Origin of the sequence: Streptomyces sp. AK010, from assembly GCF_014207295.1 — a bacterium.
Lineage (GTDB): Bacteria > Actinomycetota > Actinomycetes > Streptomycetales > Streptomycetaceae > Streptomyces > Streptomyces massasporeus.
This window is the reverse complement of sequence record NZ_JACHCX010000013.1, coordinates 220235-240988: the sequence shown is the minus strand read 5'-3', so window position 1 is coordinate 240988 and position 20754 is coordinate 220235. Positions and strand designations below refer to the sequence as shown.

The 20754-nt window shown below is 72.8% G+C and carries 18 protein-coding genes and 1 pseudogene; 6 read left to right on the top strand and 13 right to left on the bottom strand.

Translation table 11 applies throughout. The features are described 5' to 3' along the window. Positions 1-91 precede the first annotated feature (91 nt). The 10 genes from HDC93_RS24825 to HDC93_RS24780 form a co-directional block, all read right to left on the bottom strand. The gene (locus tag HDC93_RS24825; protein ID WP_185013047.1) at positions 92-919 is read right to left on the bottom strand and encodes an FkbM family methyltransferase; all 828 of its coding nucleotides are present in this window, start codon (positions 917-919) and stop codon (positions 92-94) included. Beyond that, complete coding sequence (locus HDC93_RS24820) at positions 916-1137, bottom strand: Trm112 family protein (RefSeq protein ID WP_185013046.1); 222 nt, start codon at positions 1135-1137, stop codon at positions 916-918. Before HDC93_RS24820 ends, HDC93_RS24825 begins: the two co-directional genes overlap by 4 nt. Then, positions 1134-2039 (bottom strand): hypothetical protein, encoded by a 906-nt coding sequence (locus HDC93_RS24815; protein ID WP_185013061.1) that lies wholly within the window; start codon positions 2037-2039, stop codon positions 1134-1136. The genes HDC93_RS24820 and HDC93_RS24815 overlap by 4 nt, the downstream gene beginning before the upstream one ends. Positions 2040-2054: 15 nt before the next feature. Beyond that, positions 2055-2801 carry a bifunctional 2-polyprenyl-6-hydroxyphenol methylase/3-demethylubiquinol 3-O-methyltransferase UbiG gene (locus tag HDC93_RS24810; protein WP_185013045.1) on the bottom strand — a complete coding sequence of 249 codons (747 nt, stop codon included), beginning with the start codon at positions 2799-2801 and terminating at the stop codon, positions 2055-2057. After that, on the bottom strand, positions 2798-4045 hold the full coding sequence (locus HDC93_RS24805) for a condensation protein (protein WP_185013044.1): 1248 nt from the start codon (positions 4043-4045) through the stop codon (positions 2798-2800). The genes HDC93_RS24810 and HDC93_RS24805 overlap by 4 nt, the downstream gene beginning before the upstream one ends. Next, positions 4042-4200 carry a hypothetical protein gene (locus HDC93_RS24800; RefSeq protein ID WP_185013043.1) on the bottom strand — a complete coding sequence of 53 codons (159 nt, stop codon included), beginning with the start codon at positions 4198-4200 and terminating at the stop codon, positions 4042-4044. The genes HDC93_RS24805 and HDC93_RS24800 overlap by 4 nt, the downstream gene beginning before the upstream one ends. Next, positions 4197-8369 carry an alpha-(1->3)-arabinofuranosyltransferase gene (locus HDC93_RS24795; protein ID WP_185013042.1) on the bottom strand — a complete coding sequence of 1391 codons (4173 nt, stop codon included), beginning with the start codon at positions 8367-8369 and terminating at the stop codon, positions 4197-4199. Before HDC93_RS24795 ends, HDC93_RS24800 begins: the two co-directional genes overlap by 4 nt. Then, positions 8366-9142 carry a bifunctional 2-polyprenyl-6-hydroxyphenol methylase/3-demethylubiquinol 3-O-methyltransferase UbiG gene (locus tag HDC93_RS24790; protein WP_185013060.1) on the bottom strand — a complete coding sequence of 259 codons (777 nt, stop codon included), beginning with the start codon at positions 9140-9142 and terminating at the stop codon, positions 8366-8368. Before HDC93_RS24790 ends, HDC93_RS24795 begins: the two co-directional genes overlap by 4 nt. Positions 9143-9165: 23 nt before the next feature. Further along, positions 9166-10350: a glycosyltransferase family 4 protein gene (locus tag HDC93_RS24785; RefSeq protein WP_185013041.1), complete on the bottom strand. Its 1185-nt coding sequence runs from the start codon at positions 10348-10350 to the stop codon at positions 9166-9168. 218 nt (positions 10351-10568) lie between these two features. Beyond that, positions 10569-11564 carry a DUF3068 domain-containing protein gene (locus HDC93_RS24780; RefSeq protein WP_185013040.1) on the bottom strand — a complete coding sequence of 332 codons (996 nt, stop codon included), beginning with the start codon at positions 11562-11564 and terminating at the stop codon, positions 10569-10571. A 214-nt stretch (positions 11565-11778) separates the two neighbouring features. On the opposite strand from HDC93_RS24780, the gene HDC93_RS24775 reads away from it, so the two are divergent. The 4 genes from HDC93_RS24775 to HDC93_RS24760 all read left to right on the top strand — a co-directional run bounded on the left by HDC93_RS24775 (position 11779) and on the right by HDC93_RS24760 (position 15122). Then, positions 11779-11931 carry a hypothetical protein gene (locus HDC93_RS24775; protein ID WP_185013039.1) on the top strand — a complete coding sequence of 51 codons (153 nt, stop codon included), beginning with the start codon at positions 11779-11781 and terminating at the stop codon, positions 11929-11931. A 2-nt stretch (positions 11932-11933) separates the two neighbouring features. Further along, on the top strand, positions 11934-13256 hold the full coding sequence (locus tag HDC93_RS24770; protein WP_311774615.1) for a helix-turn-helix domain-containing protein: 1323 nt from the start codon (positions 11934-11936) through the stop codon (positions 13254-13256). A gap of 247 nt (positions 13257-13503) precedes the next feature. Further along, positions 13504-14277 (top strand): IclR family transcriptional regulator, encoded by a 774-nt coding sequence (locus HDC93_RS24765; protein WP_185013038.1) that lies wholly within the window; start codon positions 13504-13506, stop codon positions 14275-14277. Continuing rightward, positions 14274-15122, top strand: a complete 849-nt coding sequence (locus HDC93_RS24760; protein ID WP_185013037.1) for an SMP-30/gluconolactonase/LRE family protein — start codon at positions 14274-14276, stop codon at positions 15120-15122. Before HDC93_RS24765 ends, HDC93_RS24760 begins: the two co-directional genes overlap by 4 nt. A 106-nt stretch (positions 15123-15228) precedes the next feature. On the opposite strand, the gene HDC93_RS24755 is transcribed toward HDC93_RS24760, so the two are convergent. The 3 genes from HDC93_RS24755 to HDC93_RS24745 form a co-directional block, all read right to left on the bottom strand. Beyond that, complete coding sequence (locus HDC93_RS24755) at positions 15229-16629, bottom strand: NAD(P)/FAD-dependent oxidoreductase (protein WP_185013036.1); 1401 nt, start codon at positions 16627-16629, stop codon at positions 15229-15231. 181 nt (positions 16630-16810) lie between these two features. Next, positions 16811-18040, bottom strand: coding sequence for a DUF6545 domain-containing protein (locus HDC93_RS24750; protein WP_185013035.1), 1230 nt, complete (start codon positions 18038-18040; stop codon positions 16811-16813). Further along, positions 18037-18648, bottom strand: coding sequence for a toxin-antitoxin system, toxin component family protein (locus tag HDC93_RS24745; RefSeq protein ID WP_185013034.1), 612 nt, complete (start codon positions 18646-18648; stop codon positions 18037-18039). The genes HDC93_RS24750 and HDC93_RS24745 overlap by 4 nt, the downstream gene beginning before the upstream one ends. Positions 18649-18955: 307 nt before the next feature. Between HDC93_RS24745 and HDC93_RS24740 the strand changes: the two are divergent. Further along, a pseudogene (locus HDC93_RS24740) lies at positions 18956-19202 on the top strand (carbohydrate ABC transporter permease); the annotation flags it as partial. Between the two features lie 31 nt (positions 19203-19233). Further along, a complete protein-coding gene (locus tag HDC93_RS24735) occupies positions 19234-20745 on the top strand; it encodes an alpha-N-arabinofuranosidase (RefSeq protein WP_185013033.1) in 1512 nt (503 codons plus the stop codon). The last annotated feature ends 9 nt before the right edge of the window (positions 20746-20754 follow it).

Here is a 20754-nt window from a genome sequence, read left to right as displayed (position 1 = left end):
AAGACACAGCACCCCTGACGGCCGAAAGGAAGCGACAGGGAGATTCTGCCCAACTCCAGCAACCAGAACGACACTTAGCCGCGACGATCTACTAGCGGGGTGCTTTGCGGAGGGCATGGGACCCATGGTCGCCCACCGGGGCCTTGCCGGGGCGGCGGCCGTCGGGCAGGAACAGGACGGAGTTGACGTAGCGCGGGCCGCGCAGGAGCGGGGAGGGCAGGACGCGGCGGAGCAGGCCGTGGGAGACGACGTGGGACGCGCGGGCCTGGTGGTTTTCCAGCGGGAACTTCGCCAGCGGCACCCAGGTGTCGCCGGGCAGCACCCAGCCGTCGTAGCCCAGCAGCGACAGGTAGGTCACCACCGGCGCGATCGGCTGGATCCTCGACTCCAGTTCCACGAACAGGGCCGGCCGGTCACGGGCCAGCAGGCCCGTCGCGCCGCGCAGCACCGCGGGCTCGTTGCCGTCCACGTCGATCTTGACGAAGCCGACGTCGCGCAGGCCCAGCTCGTCCAGCGTGACGCAGGGGACGTCCAGCGCGCGGGCGTGGATGTCGCGCCGCACCAGCGAGGACACGCCCCGGTCGCCCGAGTCGTCCGACGGCAGCCACAGGCGGGCGATGCCCGGCCGGTCCGAGGCCGCCGCCCGGACCACCCGGACGTTCGGCGGGGCGGCGGCGCTCAGCAGCCGCGCCAGATGGGGCACCGGCTCCACCGTCACGACCTGCTCGGCGAGGGCGGACAGGCGGTGCGTCCAGGGCCCGTACCAGCCCCCGACGTCCACCGCCGTACCGCAGCCCGGCGGGCACAGTTCGGCGAGCCGGGCCAGCTCCGGTTCGAACCGGGGGTACAGCGCCCGGGCCGTCGCGGCCACCAGCCGGGTGGGCAGCAGAGGGGCGACCCGGGCCGCCAGGCTGGTCACGGCGCCATCCTCCTCAGGAGTTCCTCGTGTTCGTCGTCCGGCACCTGCTCGCCCGAGGACGGCAGCAGCTGCGGAATGCCGTCGGTGATCGGGTAACGGCGCTGCAGACGCGGGTTGTACAGCGCCTCCTCCCGCCCGGCCTCCTCGACGAGCAGATGCAGCGGCCCCTTGTCGAGCGGGCACGCCAGGATCTTCAGCAGCGGGTCGTCGGGCTTCATGGGGATGCCAGCTCCTTGGCGGGTGGGGAGGGTTGGGGAGCGGTGTCGTGCTTGGGCATGGTCAGCAGCACGGCCACCGCCAGGGCCGTGCCCGCCACCCTCAGCGCGAGCCGCAGCGGCTCGTCCGGCAGGGCCTCGCCGAACGACAGCGTGCCGAGCACCGCCGTGAACAGGCTCGTCACGGTCGTGCACACCGGCACGATCAGCGAGGCCCGGCAGCGCTGCAGCGCCGCCTGCGACATCACCAGGCCGAACACACCGGTGAACAGCAGCAGATACGGATAGGGGGAGCTCAGCAGGGCCGGCGCCGCGCCGCCGGTCCCGTGGGTCGTCAGCCGGCTGGAGACGCCCTTGATGGCCAGCGAGCTGACCCCGTAGAGCAGGCCCACGGCCACGCCGTACTCGACGCCGGTCGTCGGCCGGCGGTGCCGGTTGCGGGTGCGCCGCTCGGCCGAGGCGTACAGCCACACCCCGGCCGCCAGCGACGGCACGCACACCAGCAGGATCAGCGGGTAGGGCGCGTCCTGGCCGACGGTGTCCGACCCTTCCCGCAGCGACAGCACCACCATCAGCAGCGCCAGCAGGATCGCGCCCAGCGCGTACCGCTCCCGGCCGGAGGTCTCCTCCCCGAGCAGCCGCGCCGACAGCAGCACCAGCAGCACCAGGCCGGAGACGAAGATGCCCTGGGCGGCGGCGATCGGCAGGGTGCGGTAGACGACGAGCTGCGCGGCGAAACCGGCCGCGAGGGCGAGGGACCCGCCGATCCACAGGGGGCTGCCGAGGACCAGGCGCAGCAGTCGGGCCGGCTGCCGGATCGTCACCTCGGGCAGGGAGGTGAGGGCACGTTTCTCCAGCACGAAGCCCAGGCTGTAGAGGGTGTTCGCCAGCAGGGCCGCGGCCACTCCCCACCACATGGGCTACGTCCTCCTGGCGTGCAGCAGCAGGATCGACGCGAGCTGCGGCCGGGCGCAGGCCAGCCGGTCCAGCGGGCGCAGCGGGCGCGGCACGCCGTGGAAGGGAGCCCCTTCGAGTCGTACGACGTCGAATCCGGACGCGGCGACGAACTCCTTCAGCGCGCGGGCGGTGTAGAGCCGCAGATGTCCCACGACCTCCTTGCCCGGGCGGCCGTGGATGCCGCGCAGGCTGACCTCCGAGAACACCGGCTGCACACCGGCCAGCAGCAGGCCGCGGTTGTACCAGGCGGCCAGGTTCGGCGTGGACAGCATCAGATGGCCGCCGGGGCGCAGGATGCGCCGGATCTCGTCGAGCGCGGCGTCCGGGTCGACGAGGTGCTCGACGACCTCGCCGAACAGCACGGCGTCGGCCGACCCGGAGGCGAACGGCAGCCCGCCGCCGGTGAGTTCGCCGCGCACCGCGTACGGGATGCGGGTGCGGGCGCGGCGCAGGGCGTCCTGGGACCAGTCGACGCCGATGACGCGGTGGCCGGGCAGGAGTGGGGCGGCGGTGGCGGCGGCTGTGCCGTCCCCGCAGCCGATGTCGATGATCGTCCGCGGGCTCGTGGTCGCCGGGCCGCTCAGGGCCCGGGCCAGCATGCGGGCCTGGCGGAGGCTGCGCGGGGTGCCGGAGGCGACCGGCACGGCGGGGTTCTCGTAGAAGTCGCGCAGGTCGCGGGGCGGGGGCCCGGTGGCGGCCGGTGCGGTCACGGGGTCACCTCCGTGGTGTGCAGGTAGTGCTCGAAGAGGTCGCGGAGGTGGGCGCCGTCGCCGTGGCTGAGCAGGGCCTTCGACCAGCGCAGGGCCAGATGGAGACGGCCGGCCGTGGAGGCGGTGGTGACGGTCAGGCCGCGTGGCATCCGGGCCGGTGCCGAGAACCAGACCGCGTGCGCGCGGCCCGCCTCCTCGCCGAAGTCCAGGGGGTAGGGGATGCGGCCGATGTTGCTGAGCAGGGTCGTCGACGTCCAGGGCGCGGCGGCCCGGCGCAGGGTGCGGGTGAGGGCGGCGCGGGCGGCGACGGGCGCCCAGGGGGCGGTCAGGAGGGCCGCGCCGTGGCCGAGTTGGGGGCGCGGGAGGGACTTCAGGGCGCGGGTCCGCTCCGCGGTCCGGCGCAGCAGGGCAGGCATGTCGGTGACGTCCAGCTCCCGCGGCGCGTACGGGACTTCCACCAGGCGGGTGCCGTTGCCGATGGGCATCGTGGTGTCGCGGGGGCGGTCGTCCACGGGCATGGTGATGCGCAGGGGGCGGGGGCGGGCGCCGTGCTCCCTGTTCCAGTGGGCGATGGTCAGGGCGGTGGTGACCATGAGCTGGTCGTTGACGGTGTACGGGGAACCCTCGGGGCGGTGCGGGAGGGGGAGCTCGGTGACGAGCAGGCCGTTGCCGGGGGAGGGCTCGGGGGTGCCGTGCGCCACCCGCGCGGGGGGTGACCAGGGGCCCGGGGTGTCCGGAACCTCCTGCCGGGGTTCGGCGGGGCGGGCCGGGGGCGCCGCCGGGGCGTTGTCCCGGCCCCCGTACAGCTCGGCGGCCGTGGCGAGCACGCGCAGGCACGCCGGGCCGTCCAGGGCGGTGTGGTTGATGGTGAGCAGCAGGACCGAGTCCACCACCTCCAGCCGGATCGGCGGGGACGTCGACAGCGGCGGGGCGTTGGTGAGGGCCCGGGTCCGGGCGTCGTGCAGGGCGCGTGGGCCCGGCGGGGCGAAGGTCACCACCTCCACGTCGGGCTCCGGCGTCAGCTCCCACTCGTAACTCCGCCGGTACCAGGGCCCCCGCGCCTCCCGCATCAGGATCCGCGGATGCCGGTGCAGGGCCTCCACGAACGCCTTGCGCAGCCGCGCGTGGTCGAGGGGGCCCGGGAGGTGGACCTCGATGTGGACCGTCTCCGGTTCCGCCTCCTGGAGGCAGTGCCGGGACACCTCGTCCACCACCGGGAACGGGATGCGTACCGGTGCCGTCATACGGGTTCGTCCTCCCCGGTCTTGGTTCTCGGCAGCTGTTGCGTCGGCGCCTCCGGGGGCGGCTCCTCGCGCAGGCTCACCAGTCCCGCGAACAGGAGGCAGTGCCGGGACATGTCGTCCACCACCGGGAACGGGATGCGTACCGGTGCCGTCATACGGGTTCGTCCTCCCCGGTCTTGGTCCTCGGCAGCTGTTGCGTCGGCGCCTCCGGGGGCGGCTCCTCGCGCAGGCTCACCAGTCCCGCGAACAGGCCGATCAGCGCCAGAAGTTGGGCCAGGTGCCCGAACGCCCCCTCGCCCGCGCCCACCGGCTCCCCGGCCCCGGACGCCGCGACGATCCCGGCTCCGGCCAGGGCGGCGAAGGCGATCGGCACCAGCAGGGTGTGCCGCCGCGCGGCGAGCAGCGCCAGCGCCGGGACCAGCAGCGCGAACCAGCCCGCGATCACCACCCCGACCAGCGTCAGCGCCACCGTGCCGAGCCACAGCCCGGGCAGCGGCGGGACCGGCTGCGGAGCGTCGGGGTTGGGGGCGCGGCGGCGCCACAGCGCCAGGCCCAGCAGGACCGCGATCCCGGCGCCACTGCCGATCAGGGCGGCGTCGTACGTCGTGGCCGGCTCGTAGGACAGCGTCACGTCGCCGCCCGACCCTGCCGGGACCCGCCAGCCCTGCTGCCAGCCGTCCAGCCGCACCGGGGTCAGCTCCTTGCCGTTCAGGGTGGCCTTCCAGCCGTCGTTGAAGTTCTCGTACGTCGTGAGGTACGAGGCCGCGCCCGAACCGACCGTCACCGCGCGCCGGTCGCCCAGCCAGTCCCGGATCCGCAGGTCGCGCCCGGCCGCGGAGGCCTCGGACACCGTGCCGCGGGTCAGGGTCACGTCGGTCAGCGCGAGCGGGCCGGCGTCCGCGCCCTCCAGCCGGTGGTCGCCGGAGGAGAGCCGCACCTCGGTGTCGTCCCGGCCGTCCTGGCAGAGGGTCACCTCCACGCCCCGGCGCTCCACCAGGTCCCGGACGGTGCCCTTCGCGCTCGTCTGGTACAGCCCGCCGTCCAGCGCCACGTCCGGGCCCTTGCCGCACGGGAGGGAGAACTTCCGGGTGCCGTCCGGCTGCGGGGTGCGGTACTGGTCGAGGGAGGGCAGGTAGGCCTCCGTGAGGCCCACCGGGAGGCGCAGGTCCTCGTCGGCGACCGGGTTGTGCAGGGTCAGCGGGGCCGTCTCGGTGATCGTGATGTCGAGCCGGTCGGTGGTGATCGGAGGGAAGCGGACCCAGCCGTTCTCGTCGACGCCGGCGATGGCCGCGCCGTCCGGGGAGCTGATGTGCACCTCGGAGGCCCGGGCGGACAGGCCGCCCGCGGGGGCCAGGACCAGTTCGCCGACCGGCTGCTTGCCCTCCCAGCGCAGGTGGATGGTCGGCCGGTCGCCCGCGACCCACGCCGTCGTCAGGTCGCCGTCGGTGAGATTGCGTGCCGTGAGGCCCGCGCCGAGGCTCGCCGTGGAGTCGGCGGTGGCGACGATCCGGGCCTGCTGTTCGGGCGCGACCTCGTAGAGCAGCTCGTCGAATTCCTCGCCCGGCACCGGCACCGCGCTCGCCTTCACCTCGTACGTCCCGGCGGCCGGGGTCGTGAAGCGGCGGTGCAGTCCGGCCTCGGTGCCGGTCGCGGACAGACCCGTCGGGTCGGAGGCGCGGTGCAGGGAGACGACGGTCGCGGCCGGTGTGGCGTCCTCGGCGTCGGCCGGGAGCCGCAGCAGGCGCGTCACCTGCACGTCCGGCAGATCGATCTCGGAGAAGCCGGCGCCGGTCAGACCGGCCCGGCGCTCCACGGAGTCCACGATCGTCAGCTTCATCCAGCCCGTCGCGCCCTCGGGAGCCTTGATCCGCTGGGTCATGCCGTTCGGCCGGAGGAAGCTGGTCCGCTCGCCCTTCTCGGTCTCCACCCGGACCTTGGTCGCGGCGGCGCGCACGCTCTCCTGCGGCAGCGGCGTGACCTTGAACGAGGACGGCATGTCGTAGGAGCCGGTGAAGCCGATGCGCAGCCACTGCCCGTCCGGTGTGTCCGGCGCGCCCTCCGCCCACGCGGTGTCCGGGTCGCCGTCGAAGGCGTTCACCGGGTCGTACTGCGGCAGGTGGAACAGCCAGTTGCCGTACGAGGACGCCGACACCGAGCGGGCGCCGCGCAGTTCGGCCACCGTCTGGTGACCGGTGCCCTCAGCGGGCAGGATCTGGCGCGGTTTCTCGCCCGGGTCCTGGAGCGCGTCCGGCGCGTTGCGCTCGTCGCGCGTGTACGTGTACGAGGTGCCGGCGTTGACCAGCCCGAACCGGGTGTCCGCCCGCCGCAGCCCGTCGCCCACCACCTGGAGAGCAGGGGTGCCGAGCCCCGGGTGGTTGTCGCCGGTCAGGACGGCCGCCCGCCCGCGCAGCCGCTCCGCCAGCGGCAGCAGCGCCTCCGGTCCGCCGGACACCACGGCCGTGTCGGCGACCGGGGCGAGCCCGGCCTGCCCGGGCCGGAGCACATCCTGACCCGTGGGCCGGTAGATCTCCACGGCCCGCTGCCGCGGGTAGAGCCCCTCCACCTGGAGCGGCGCGTCCTGCGCGATCCGGCCGCCGGTCATCACCGGCCCGAGTCCCGTCACCCGCTCGTACCCCGACTGTTCGAGGGTGCGCTTGACGGTCGTGGTGGGCACGTAACCGATCTGGTCGGGGTCGAGGTCGTTGCGGACGACGACGTAGTACAGCCCGGCCCGGCTCAAGTAGTCGGCGAGGCCCGGTACGTGGGCGCCGGACAGCAGCGCCTGCTCGACGGCGTCCATCGCGCGCCGGTTGCCGGGCGTGCCGAACGGCACGTAGTCGCGCTGCGCCCACCGCGACTCGGCGAGCACGTCGAGCGGCTGGTCGATGGGGGAGCCCCAGGAGTAGACGCCGTGCGCGGTCGCCGGGACGACCAGGGCACGCGAGTCGGGCGAGTACTTCTCCAGCCAGTCGGCCGTGGCCTGCCAGTAGGCGGGGAGCTTCTGGAACGAACCCGGGTTGAGGATCGAGCCGTTGAGGTAGGGCCACAGCAGTCCGGGCACGATCAGCACGGCCGCGATCAGCGGGGCGAAGCGCCGGCCGCGCACCCGCCGGGCCCCGTGCGGTTCGGCGGCCACACCGACCAGATGGGCCAGACCCAGTGCGAGCGCCAGCGCCACACCGGTCTGGAACTTGTAGATGTTCCGGAACGGCGACAGCCACCCGTCCAGCCAGCCCTGCACGACCCCGTGGAACGGCGCCCCGAACGCGCCGCCGTACCCGGCGAGCAGCACCAGCGCCGCCACGAGCACCGTCAGCACCAGCCACCGCCGCTCGGGCATGTCCCGCCGGGCGAGTCCGGCGAGTCCGAGTCCGGCCGCGAGGGCCGAGCAGAGGATGACGACCACGGAGGAGGCCACGGCCCAGCCGGCCGGCAGCCACGCCTCACCGAGGTGCAGATAGGCGACCCAGTTCCCGGCGCCGCGCAGTGCCTCGGTCGCCGACATGGTGTCCGTGGTCGTCTGCGCCGTCTCTATATAGGGGAGGAAGTTCTCGCCGTAGACCCCGAGCAGCAGCAGCGGCACCCACCACCAGGCGGTCACCACGATCACGGCCGGGGCCCACCAGGCGATCAGCTTGCGCTGCCGGGGCCCGGGCGGCCGGGACAGCAGATACAGCCCGGCCGGCAGCAGGGAGGCCAGGGTCGCCGACGCGTTGACCCCGCCCATGAACGGCACGAGCAGCGCCGACCGCAGGGCCGCGACCCGGGCCGCGTACCGCTCGTTCGTCAGCGGCAGCAGCACCCACGGCAGGATGGCGCCGGGCAGCGCCGCGGCGGACGTCGACCCGATGACGGTGGTGAACACCGGCCAGAGCGCGTAGGCCACCGCGCCCAGCAGCCGGGACGCCCCGCTGCCCACCCGCAGCCGTTCCGCCAGCCGCAACGCCCCCCAGTAGGCGACGGACACGATCAGTGACAGCCACAGCCGCTCCGCCAGCCACACCGGCAGCCGCAGCAGGTCGCACAGCCAGTAGAACGGCAGCATCGGCCACAGATAGCCGACGTACTGGTCCTGGATCCCGCCGAACCCGGCCCGGTCGTGCCACAACTGGCCGAGATCGGCGAGGAACTGCCCCGGATCGACCGTGACACCGAGCTTGGTGTCGAAGGTCTGCCGCCCCGGCCGCACCGCGACGAACAGCACGAACGCCACGGCCCAGAAGGCCGCCAGCCAGCGTCGCGACCGCGGGCCGTCGGGCGGGCCCGCGGTGGTCGCGGTGGTGGGGACGGCTGCCGGGGGAGGAGCCTGGACCGTGGTCGTCATGGGGGACACCGCCGCAGTATGAGGAGGAGGTTCCAGGTGGCGAACTCGCGGATGCCGGGCGCCTTGACGACGGTCTCCGCGAGGAAGGGCCAGTAGCGGGAGCGCGCCGAGACGACCGTGACGTCGTCCCGGGCGCGCACCTGCCGCAGGGTGGAGCCGATGTGCACCGCGAACAGGTTCTCGCCGAGCGTGTGCTTGGCGGGCGTGCCGGTGCGCCGCAGGTAGCGGGCCCGGGCCCGCTCCGCACCGAAGTAGTGCCAGGGGGCCCATTCGTGCCCGCCCCACGGCGACAGCCAGTTGGTGAACGACACGTAGATCAGCCCGCCGGGCCGCGTCACCCGGGCGAGCTCGCTGAGGAACGTCTCCGGATCGGCCACGTGTTCCAGCACGTTGGAGGAGAAGGTGACGTCCGCGACGCCGTCCCGCAGGGGCAGCAGGTACCCGTCGGCGACGACCGTGCCGTCGGGTGGCTTCTCGCCCAGTTCGGCCATGTCCGGTTCGAGCAGATGGGCATGGGCACCGCGGCGCCGGAACTCCTCGGTGAAGTAGCCGCTGCCGCCGCCGATGTCCAGGACGGTACGCCCGGCGACAGGACCGTCGTAGGCCTCGACCTGGTCCACGGCGTCGCGCGCCAGCAACGCGTAACAGCTCTCGGGATCGTCCTGTTCGTGGAGGAAGGCACGGAACAGGGCCAGAGATCTCCGGAACGAGGGGTCGCGATGAGAGGGGCGCGGGGCTGCACCGTGCGCGGCTGCGCCCCGTGGGCGCGGCAGGCCTCGGACCAGCGCACGCCGCCTCAAGGCCCCCAGCCCCTCACCGCCTCCGCGGCGACGACCCGAAACGCCCGCACAGTCCGGTCCCACCGGAACTGCGCCGCGCGCTCGCGCGCCGCCTTCCCCATCAACTCCCTCTCCCGCCCGGCCAGGGCAAGCGCACACCAGGCCGCGGCGAACGACGACTCGCCGCGGGCCAGAACGCCGGTCTCGCCGTCCACCACGGAGTCCTTCAGACCCGGCACGTCGAAGGCCACGCTCGGCGTCTCGCGGGCCGCGGCCTCCGTCACGACCAGGCCCCACCCCTCCACGGCGGAGGGGTGCAGCAACAGCCAGGCCGCGCACAGCAGCCGGTGCTTCTCGGCTTCCGTCACATACCCGGTGAACTCCACACCGGGACCGGCGAGCCGTTCGAGACGGTCCCGTTCGGGCCCGTCTCCGACGATCACCAGCCGGCCGCCGGTCACCGGCCGCACCCGCTCCCAGAGCCGCAGCAGCAGATCGATGCGCTTGTACTCGACCAGCCGCCCGACGGCGACGAACAGCGGCTCGGCCGAGCGGTCGGCCCGCGGGCCCGGCTCCTCGACCCCGTTGTGCACGACTCTGATCCGGTCCCGCTCGACCCCGATCGCGCGCAGCGCGTGGGCGGTCGAGGAGGACACGGCGACGAGCAGGTTCCGCTGCTGCGCCCCGGCCAGGGCCCAGTGCTCGAGTCTCCGGCCGATCCGTGCCGCCGGTGCCAGCGGCCCGCCGAAGCGCATCTTCCACAGGTCCGTGTGGACGTGGTTGACCAGGGTCAGCGTGGGCCCCTGGTGCCACAACGGCGCCAGGTACGGCATGCCGTTGCACACCTCGACCAGCAGGTCGCAGTCGCCGACCCGGCGGGTGAAGGCCGACCGTGCGCGCAGGTAGTGCCCGTACGGGCCGCCCGCCGACACGACCCGGTAGTCGCGGAAGGCCGCGGGCCCCCCGCACAGCAGGGTCACCTGGTGGCCCAGGCGGGTCAGGCCGTCGGCGAGCTTGTCGACCAGCAGCTCGGAGCCGCCGGCGGACGGGTTGTCCAGATCACGATGGGCGAGGAAGACGATCCGGCGCGGGTGTGGGGGGAGCGCCGGGGGGTGCTGCGCGTTGGGGGACGCGGCGCGTTGGGGGACCCCCCGCTCGAGCGCAGCCGAGAGTGGGGGAGTGGACGGTACGTGCTGGGGCATGGGTGCTCCAACTCGTCTCGGGGTGCGGAACTCAGCGTGGGGAAAACGTGGGGGTGTGGTCGTCACGGAGGGGTCGGCTCGTGGGGAGCCCGAGTTCTTCCTGGGAGCGGAGTGTGGACGGGATGTGCTGGGGTGGGGTTGGACAGTTTTCGCCCGGACGTTCGCCACGGCTACTCACCGACGTGACAATTTCGGGCTTTGTTGGAGCTGACGTCACATCACTTCGTGAGAGTGGGCTGGGGCGTTCCGGACGTATCGGCCGGAACGGGGTTCTCCGGCTCCTTCCGCCCGCGCGCCACGAGAACGCCACCCACCACCGCGAGCACGAGGCCGCCCACCGCCGCCCCGACCGGCAGTGTCGTGCCCACCATCCGAAGCTGCCCGCCGTCCCGCTTCGCCTGCCGCACGGCCTCCTTCTGGGTCGCGGTCGTGAACGAGACCTTCGGGCTGTCCAGCAGCACCGCCGCGTCCTTCTTGCCGCCCGGCGCCCGCAGGGTCCGCCTCGGGCCGGTCTGCGCGTAGATCACCCGGCCCGTCGCCTGGTCCACGACCAGCTCGAAGCCGTGGTTGGAGTACCACTCCTCGGCCAGCACCTGCGGCCGCTTCGGCTGGTCGACGAGGCTGCCGGGGACCATGCGCGTGCCGGTCCTGGTCGGCGGCACGGAGCCGGTGAACTTGTAGCCGGTGTGGCCCTGGACCTTCGCGGTGCCTCGGTAGCGCAGCACCACCGTGTCGCCGAGGGTGTTGTCCCACCACTGGTACGAGCGTTTCTGCACGTCGAAGGGGAACTTCAGATACGCCTCGCCCTCGATGTACGGCTTCTCCTCGCAGCAGTGCACCGGCCGCGTGGTCTTCCGGTCCATCACCCAGCGGTGCGGCACGAAGTCCAGCGCGTCGTGCGGATCGGCGGCCGGCAGCGACTTGTCGGTGTCGACCGTGGTCGTCACGTCCCAGATCGCGTTGCCGCTGCGTTCGCTGTCCTCGACGTTGCCCCGCACCCGCTGGGTCACGGTGATCGTCCGGTCGGGCACCGTCTCGATCCGGTCAGTGTCGAAGACGCTGCCCCGGCCGGTGTAGACGGCGGTGGTGTCGATGTCGATCGGGTTCACCGCGGCACGCGGCTCCACGTACCAGGCGAGCAGGGGCGCCAGTACCAGCAGGAACGTGCCGAGACCCAGCAGGACCAGCGAAAAGGGAGAGGTTGTACGGCGCATCCGGGCACTCCAGTGGCTTGGGACGGCTCGACGTACGAGAGGGCCGACACGGCGGAGGAAACAGCGCGTGCGGTTGGGCCGGGAACCGTAGGCCGCTCTTGACGGGGTGTCAATGCTTGTCGAGACTGGGCGCGACAGGCAGGGACGGGATGCCGGGGTGGGGAAACCGCCGGATGTTCTCCGGACGAATCCGGACAGAGAGGCTGACCCTGCGATGTCCAGACTGCTCGCTGCCGCGCTGACCGTCGCGCTCGGCGCCGCCCTCGCCGTGGGCGCCGCCCTCGGCGTGGTCGCGCTGCTCGAAGCCACACCCGACCAGCCGAACACCCCCCTGATCACGTACGAGCAAGACGGTCAGGGGAGTTGACGGTGACGGCCGCCCGCACCGCAGCCGTCACGACCCGCTCGGCCTGGCACGACGTGCCGCGCTTCCAGGTGCGCCGGTTCGCCGCGATCGCCATGGCCGAGGCACCCGCGCTCGCCGAGGAGATCCTCTGCGAGATCCAGCGCGAGTACCCGCATCTGCCCGTCGTCCTCGACGACTCCGGCGAGCCGATGGCCCTGGTCGGCATCCGCCGCGCCATCGAGGTGTTCGTGCAGCACCTGGAGCACTCGGAGGGCCGCCCGACCGTCCCGCCCGGCGTCTTCCAGGACTTCGGCCGCGGCGAGGGCAGAGACGGCCGCTCCCTCGACTCCCTCCAGGCCATCTACCGCATGGGCGTACGCCTGGCCTGGCGCCGCTTCGCCGACATCGGCCAGCGCGTGGAGATCCCGCCCCCGGCGATGTACGAACTCGTCGACGCGGGCTACGAGTACCTGGACGGACTGGTCGACCAGTCCGTACGCGGCTACGCCGAGGCCGCGGCCCGCCAGGCCGGCGAACGCCTGCGTCTGCAACGCCGCCTGATGGAGCTGCTGCTCGCCGAGCACCATCGCGGCGACCCGGCCGAGGCCCTCACCGAACGCGCCGCCCGCATCGGCTGGCCCTTACCGGCGAAGGTCGCGGTGGGCGTGCTGCTCCGCCCGGCCCGTGAGGCGATGGCCCCCGCGGTCGGCCAGGGCGTCCTGCTCGACATGGAGTACGAGCAGCCCCGCATGGTCGTGCCCGAGCCGGACGCGGCGGGCCGCCCCGAGCTCGTCTACCGGGCCCTGGCCGGCTGGTCCGGCGCGATCGGCCCGCCGGTCCCGCTCACCGACGCGGCGAAGTCCCTGCGCTGGGCGGAGGCGGCGGTCCGCCTGATGGAACGCGGCCTCCTCCCCTCCGGCGAGGTCCTCTACTGCACCGAGCACACCGAGGCCCTGGTCCTCCTCCAGCCCGAGGAACTGATCGACGACCTGGCCCTCAGGTGCCTGGCCCCCCTGACCCACTGCGGCCCCACTCACGGCCGCCGCCTCGCCGAAACCCTCCTGGCCTGGCTGGAGACCCGCGGCGGCGCCCCCGAGGTCGCCACCCGCCTCGGCGTCCACCCCCAGACCGTCCGCTACCGCCTGCGCCAGATCCGCGAACTGTGGGGCGACGAGATCGACGACCCCGACCGCCGCTTCGAACTGGAACTGGTGCTGCGGGCCCAGCGGTTACGCGGCGAGCTGGGATTGACGCGGGAGCGGCGTGCCGGCGTCGCCCTCCCCGGTCAGGTCGGACCAGCCCAGACTCACGATCGCGGAGCCGATGTTCTCGCTCAGGGCAGCTGAGGACACGTTCGAGCCCATGGTCATGTCACGCACAGAAATCCCCCCGCCTCTGCGACACCTGTGACGTGTCGCACACACGGCACTTTGATGTGCACACCACGCGCACGTGGCGTGCTCGGGGGTTTCCGCCCACGGGGCTCTGCCCATTGCCCGGGCATTCCTCTGTGGCTAGCCTGTGTTCGTCATGCCGATCGCCTGTTGAAATCTCGAACACAGGCGCCTGAGACATTTAGGGAGGGTGCCGGTCGTGGGACGCCTCGTACCAGCTGTGACCCGGGCTCTCGACATTCTCGAGCTCTTTCTCGACGGGGACGGGACGCTCTCCGCCCCCGACATCGTGCGCCGGCTCCAGCTGCCGCGCACCACCGTGCACGAGCTGGTGACCACGCTCGCCGCCCGGAAGTACATCGTTCCGATGCCCGGCCAGCCCGGACGCTACCGGCTCGGCGTGCGCCCGTACCAGCTCGGTGCGCGCTACTCCGAGCAGCTCGACCTCGCGGCCGAGGGCCAGCAGGTCGCCCGGGCCGTCGCCGAGACCTGCGACGAGACCGTGCACGTGGCGATCCTCGAGGACACGGACGTCATCTACATCGCCAAGGTCGACTCCACGCACGCCGTGCGGATGGTGTCGGCGGCCGGCCGCAGGCTGCCCGCCCACTGCACGTCCGTCGGCAAGATGCTGCTGGCCTCCCTTCCCGAGCCGGAGCTCACCGCGCGCATCCCCGACGGCGCCGAGCTGGTCGCGATGACCCCCAACAGCATCACCGACCCGGCCGCCCTGCGCGAGGCCCTGGCCGAGATCCGTGAGCGGGGCCTCGCCGTGGAGAACCGCGAGTCCAACCCGGACGTGTCCTGCGTGGCCGCGCCGGTCCGCGACCGCACCGGGCAGGTCGTCGCCGCCCTGTCGATCTCGGTGCCCATGATCCGCTGGAGCGAGGAGCGCCGGGCCGAGCTGGAGCAGCTCGCCGCCAAGGGGGCCGCCGAGCTCTCCGAGCGCCTCGGGCACCGGGGCGTGGCATGACGACGTCGTACGAGGTCGCGGTGCGTGCCGAGGCCGAGCTCGGCGAGGGACCCACCTGGGACGCGGCGACCGGCCGTCTCCTGTGGATCGACATCCTGGGCTCCCGCCTGCACACCTACGACCCGGCCACCGGTCGCCGCTCCGTGCGCCGCACGGAACAGCACATCGGCGCCGTCAAGCCGCGCGCCGGCGGCGGGCTGGTGCTGAACCTGCGCGACGGGATCGGCCTCCTCGACCCCGACGGCGGCTTTCGCTGGCTCCACCACGAGCCGGTCCCCGGCCGCCGCGCCAACGACGCCGCCGTCGCACCCGACGGCACGCTGTGGACGGGCACGATGCGCTACGACGAGGCACCGGGGGGCGGGACGCTGTCCCGCGTCACCGGGGACGGCTCGGTCGACGTGGTGCTCGACGACGTGGCCGTCAGCAACGGCACGGGGTGGAGCCCCGACGGGCGCCTCATGTACTACGTCGACTCCCCGACCCGGCGGGTCGACGTCTTCGACCACGAGGACGGGCGGATCACCGGGCGGCGGACCCTCGCCGAGGTCGAGGAGAGCGCGGGCTTCCCGGACGGGCTGACCGTGGACGCCGAGGGGTGCGTGTGGGTCTCCCTGTGGCAGGGGTCGGCGGTGCGGCGGTACACCCCCGACGGTGTGCTGGACCGGGTGGTCGAGCTGCCGGTGCCCCTGGTCACGGCCTGCGCCTTCGGCGGGGCCGACCTGAGCGATCTGTACATCACCACGGCGCGCGTGGGGCTCACCGAGCCGTCCGCGCTCGCGGGATCCCTGTTCGTGGTGCCCGGGGCGGGGAGGGGACTGGCGCACCCGCCGTTCGCGGGCTGATGTGAGGCGGGCGGGGGCGGCCGGGTCCCCGGGGCGCCCGCAGGCGCGTACGCCGACGGAGCGCGGACCCCGGACGGACCCGCCGGCCCCAGCCCCGGTCCCGGCCTCAGCGTCCCGTGTGGTCCAGCCGCCGCAGGACCGTCCGCTCGTCCTCCGTCAGCGGCGCCCCCACCGCCGCCGGCAGCGGCGGCCCGCTCAGCGTCGCCAGCACGGTCGAGGGCCGTAGCAGCCGCGTCGGCCCCGTCGTCATGCTCATCACGTCCCAGAGCGCCGACGCCGCCGGGTACGAGCCGGTCGCCGTGCGGATCATGCGGCGGGTGTAGGCGGTGACCAGGCGGTCGGCGACCCCGGGCGAGCCCCCGCGCGTCCCGGGGTACCAGACGTCCTGGCTCACCGCCATCGTCCACGCGGCCTCCACCGGTCCGGCCGCCCGCCGCTGCACACGCCTTGCGAGCCCGGGCTCGCCGAGTCCGGACCGCCGCAGCTCGCGGTCCAGTTCCAGGGCGCCCAGCGCGGCCACCGACATGCCCTGTCCGTAGGCGGGGTTGAACGTGGCCAGCGCGTCACCGAGGACGACGAGGCGGTCGGGCCAGGAGCGGACCTTCTCCAGGTACCGGCGGTGATTGCTGGTGCTGCGGCTGACGTGGACCTCGGTGAGCGGTTCCGCGCCGGAGATCAGACGGCCCACGATGGGGTCGGGCAGCTCCAGCGTGTACCGCAGGAACGCGTCCGGGTCGGACGGCGGTTCGCCGCCGCCCCGCGTGCCGGCGAGGCTGACCATCCAGCGGTCCCCCTCGATCGGCAGCACCATGCCGCTGCGGCCGGGCCGTCCCCGATACGGATCGGCCTGCACCATGGTCAGCGGGAAGCGCCCGGCCCCCTCGGGAGTGCGGTAGAGACGGGTGGCGTTCACCAGGCCGGCGTCCACCGTCCTCTCGCGCACGTCGTCGACGCCCAGCCGCGCCAGCCAGTGCACGATCCGGGAGCCGCGTCCGCTCGCGTCCACCACGAAGTCGGCGGCGAGGTCCTCCTCCCCCGCGGCGGTCGACAGGCGCACTCCGGTCACCCGCTGCCGCGACCCCGTCAGCTCCAGCACCCGCGCCTTGCGGATCACCACCGCCGTGCTGTCCAGCACAGCCCCCCGCACCGCCCAGTCGAGCAGGGCCCGGGTGCAGGTCAGCATCCGAGGCCCGGGGTGACGCCAGCGCCGCAACCAGCCCTCGGGCGTGAGGGCGACCATGCCCGAGCCGAGCGGTATCTCGTGCGCACCCGCGGCGAGCAGATGCTTGCGCATGCTCACGCCCGGCACCAGCTCCTCCATGGGGGCCAGTCCGCCCGCCATGAGGAGATGCGCGTGACGTCCCTGCGGCAGGCCCTTGCGGTGCTCCGGCCCCTCGGGCAGATCGTCGCGGTCGAGCACGATCACCTCGTCCGCGACGGCGGACAGGGCCGCCGAGGCCAGCATTCCGGCCAGACCCGCACCGATGACGACTGCTCTACGCGACATGCGACTCCTCGCACTCAGCCATGAAGGCTCCTTGTGCCCTGCGGGCATTCCCCGTCGTCCGGCCACAGCCGCGCAGCGCACAACACCCTCCGCCGGCAACGGTTTCGAGCCATGCGGGGCCCCGCCCCGGACGGCTCTCACCGTACCTTCACGTACCGTGCCCGCGGCCCCCCTGTGCGGTTCAGCCGGTGAGCGACCTGCCGTCCGTGGTGTCACGCGCCAGGACGCGGATCGCCCGGAGGTCCTCCGGGCGGCGCAGCACCCGGGACACGGCGCCGATCTCGCGCAGCAGGTCCGTGGTGTCGCGGGCACCGGTGCCGTCGTCCTCCCCGGTCCGGTTCCTGGTGTCGATCGCGTCCAGGATCGCCGCGGTGGCGGCGAGTGCCTTCGCCAGGTCGGGCGGGTGGCCGAGGGCGAGGGCGGCGTTGTGGAACCGTTCGCGCCGGTCCTCGTCGATGTGCCGGGCGAGCGGCAGCAGCACGTCGCGGATGAACGTCTCCCGGCGCACCAGCCGCAGCTCCGGCGTCGCGCGCAGCAGGAACGGGACCCCTGCGCCGTTGACCGTCTTCATCAGCAGGTACAGCGGCCGCAGTTCGTGCAGGGCGAGCCGGACGTGCCAGCGGCCGTGCAGGTACTGCCCGGCGTGCGGGAGGATGAAGCCGACCGCGATGAGCACGGCGGACAGGCAGGCGAGCGGCGGGGCGACGGCCGTGCTCAGCCAGTCCACGTTCCGCCCGGCCCAACGGGCCACCACCGCACTGATCTTGGCGGCGTCGAAGAACAGCTGCGCCGCGTAGCCCACGCCGAGGAACTTCAGCCCCCAGCGCAGCAGCGAGTCGAGCCCGTCCGTGCGGACCCAGTTCCAGATCAGCCCGTTGGTGACCAGTGCGGCCAGGGTGTGCGCGAGCAGGTAGAGCACGATCATCTCGCGCATGTACGGGGTGTTCGCGTAGTACGTGTCGAGATCCCGCAGCCGCTCCTCCGGTACGTCCGCGAGGGCGAACAGCACCCACATCGCGACGATCACACTCGCATAGACCACCACGACCCCCCGCATCGCGCGCCGGGTGTGGTCCGAGCGGTCGGACAGGCCGTTGCGCCAGGAGAGGATCAGCAGCAGGCAGGAGGCGCAGAACGCGGTGAGCAGCGAGTAGACCCAGGGGCCGGAGAAGTTCGCGACCCCGGTGAGCCGGTTGACCCGGGCGATCGTCGACGGCGCCACGAAGACGAACACCGCGCAGGCGAGCAGCAGCAGCCCGCCGACCGCGCGCAGCAGCGGGTCCCTCCAGAGCCGGATGATGCTCGGGAGCTTGATGGCCAGGGCGGCGGCGAGGACCCCCGCGGGGATCCACCAGAAGTTCGGATAGAACTGGTTGACGAACTCGGCCGGGGTGAGCGCCACCGTCGTCACGGGGCCGCACCTCCTCGCGGTCCCCGGTAGCCCAGCGACCGCTGCAGGGGTTCGAGGGGTACGTCCGGTCCGCGCCCGCCCGGCAGCAGTGCCCGGCAGCGCGCCGCCAGTTGATGTCCGAAGGCGTCGGCCTCGGACTCGTCCCGTTCCCGGGAGCCGTTGCGGGCGGCCACGGTCAGCGCGAAGTCCTTCCACCCCGGCCGGTCGGAGAACGCGTCGGCCGCCGCCGCACCCGCCCCCGGGTGATGGCGGTGCCCCGCGTGCAGATGCCACAGCTCGTGCCCGAGGATGACCAGTTGCTGCACGGCCTCGGCCCGTTCCTCGACGATGACGAGGTCGAAATCCTGGAACTCCACCCACAGGCCGGTCACTTCGATCTCGTCCGGGAAGCGCTCGAAGCGGAGCTCGACGGGCCGTCCACCGCGCCGGGTGCTCATCTCCTCGCACAGTGCCCGGCACAGCGACCGTACGTCGGCGGGGTAGTGGGGTCTCGCCCCCACCGCGGTGGCGAGTTCGGCGGCCAGGCCGCGCATGGCTGAGCCACTGCGTGGGCGCCTGAGCGCGGCGGTGACTCGGGCGGCCCTGATCCGCGCGCCCGCGATGTCCATCGCTCCCCCTTCTCACCGCCGGCCCGTCGACCGACGACGGCCCTGCCGGCGCGTCCGAGACTACGCGCCCGGAAGTGTGCGCGTCATGCGATCCGACGTCCGATGTTCAACGGAGAACGACCGTTCCTGCCCGGAACGTCCTGTCCGAAATCCGGCCGGACCATTGACGCGCAAGCGCTTCGAATTTACGGTCCCGTTCGAAGTAGCGAGCGCTATCCGAAATACCGAACGGTTTCTGATCATCGATCGTAAGGGCAGGGCATGGGACGACCTGACCTGAACCGCAGGCGGCTTCTCGGCGGGCTCGGCCGCCGTCGGCGTCTTCACCTTCATCGCCTCGTGGAACAACTTCCTCTGGCCGTACATGGTGACCGACAACCCCGACCTGATGACCATGCCGAACGGCATCGCGACGGTCATGAACTCCTACGCCATCCCATGGGCCCAGCTCATGGCCGGTGGCCTGATGGCGGGCCTGCCGCTGATCATCGTCTTCGTCCTCTTCCAGAGGCAGATCGTGGCGCGTAGCGCACACAGGCCTGGCAGGCCAGTAATCAGACGAAACTGAACCCCGAAAGGCAAAGCATGCACACCGCCCGCTTCACCCTCGACCCCGCATTCACCGTCGGCGAGGTCAACCCCCGCCTCTTCGGCAGCTTCGTGGAACACCTCGGCCGCTGCGTCTACACCGGCATCTTCGAACCCGGTCACCCCTCCGCGGACGCGGATGGCCTTCGCCAGGACGTCCTGGACCTCGTGAGGGAACTCGGCGTCACCGCCATCCGCTACCCCGGCGGCAACTTCGTCTCCGGCTACAAGTGGGAGGACTCGGTCGGCCCGGTCGAGGACCGCCCCCGCCGACTCGACCTCGCCTGGCGCTCCACCGAGACCAACCGCTTCGGCCTTTCCGAGTACATCGCCTTCCTGAAGAAGATCGGCCCCCAGGCCGAGCCCATGATGGCCCTCAACCTCGGCACCCGGGGTGTCGCCGAGGCCCTCGAACTCCAGGAGTACGCCAACCACCCGGCCGGCACGGCCCTGTCCGACCTCCGTGCCGCGCACGGCGACAAGGACCCCTTCGGCATCACCCTCTGGTGCCTGGGCAACGAGATGGACGGCCCCTGGCAGACCGGCCACAAGACCGCCCAGGAGTACGGCCGGACCGCCGCCGAGACCGCCCGCGCGATGCGCCAGATCGATCCGGGCGTCGAACTCGTCGCCTGCGGCTCCTCCAGCCAGTCCATGCCGACGTTCGCCGCGTGGGAGGCGACGGTCCTGGAGGAGACGTACGACCTCGTCGACCACATCTCCCTGCACGCCTACTACCAGCCCGAGGACGGCGACCTCGACTCCTTCCTGGCCTCCGCCGTCGACATGGAGTCCTTCATCGAGAACGTGGTCGCCACCGCCGACCACATCGGGGCGAAGCTGAAGTCGAAGAAGAAGATCAGCCTCTCCTTCGACGAGTGGAACGTCTGGTACATGTCGGAGTGGCACGAGATCGAGAACTCCGGCGCGCGGGACTGGGCCGAGGCCCCGCGCCTCCTGGAGGACAACTACAGCGTCATGGACGCGGTCGTCTGCGGCTCGCTCCTCATCGCCCTGCTCCGGCACGCCGACCGCGTCACGATCGCCTGCCTCGCCCAGCTCGTCAACGTCATCGCGCCGATCATGACCGAGCCGGGCGGCCCCGCCTGGCGCCAGACCACGTTCTTCCCGTTCGCGCAGGCGAGCAGGTACGGCCGCGGCCAAGTCCTCGACGTCCGCGTGGACTCGCCGAAGCACGAGACGAAGAAGTACGGCGAGACCGACCTGCTGCACGCCACCGCCGTGCGCGCCGAGGACGGCACCGTCACCGTCTTCGCCGTCAACCGCAGCCGCACCGACGCCCTGCCCCTCGACGTCGCCCTGAGCGGCCTCGACCTCACACGGGTCGTCGAGCACAGCGCCCTCGCGGACGCCGACCCCGACGCCCGCAACACCCTCGACGCCCCCGAGCGGGTCGCCCCGCACACGGTCGACGGCACGGCCCTGAAGGACGGCACGCTCAGCGCCGTCCTGGAGCCGCTGTCCTGGAACGTGATCCGGCTGGCGTGACGGGCCCGG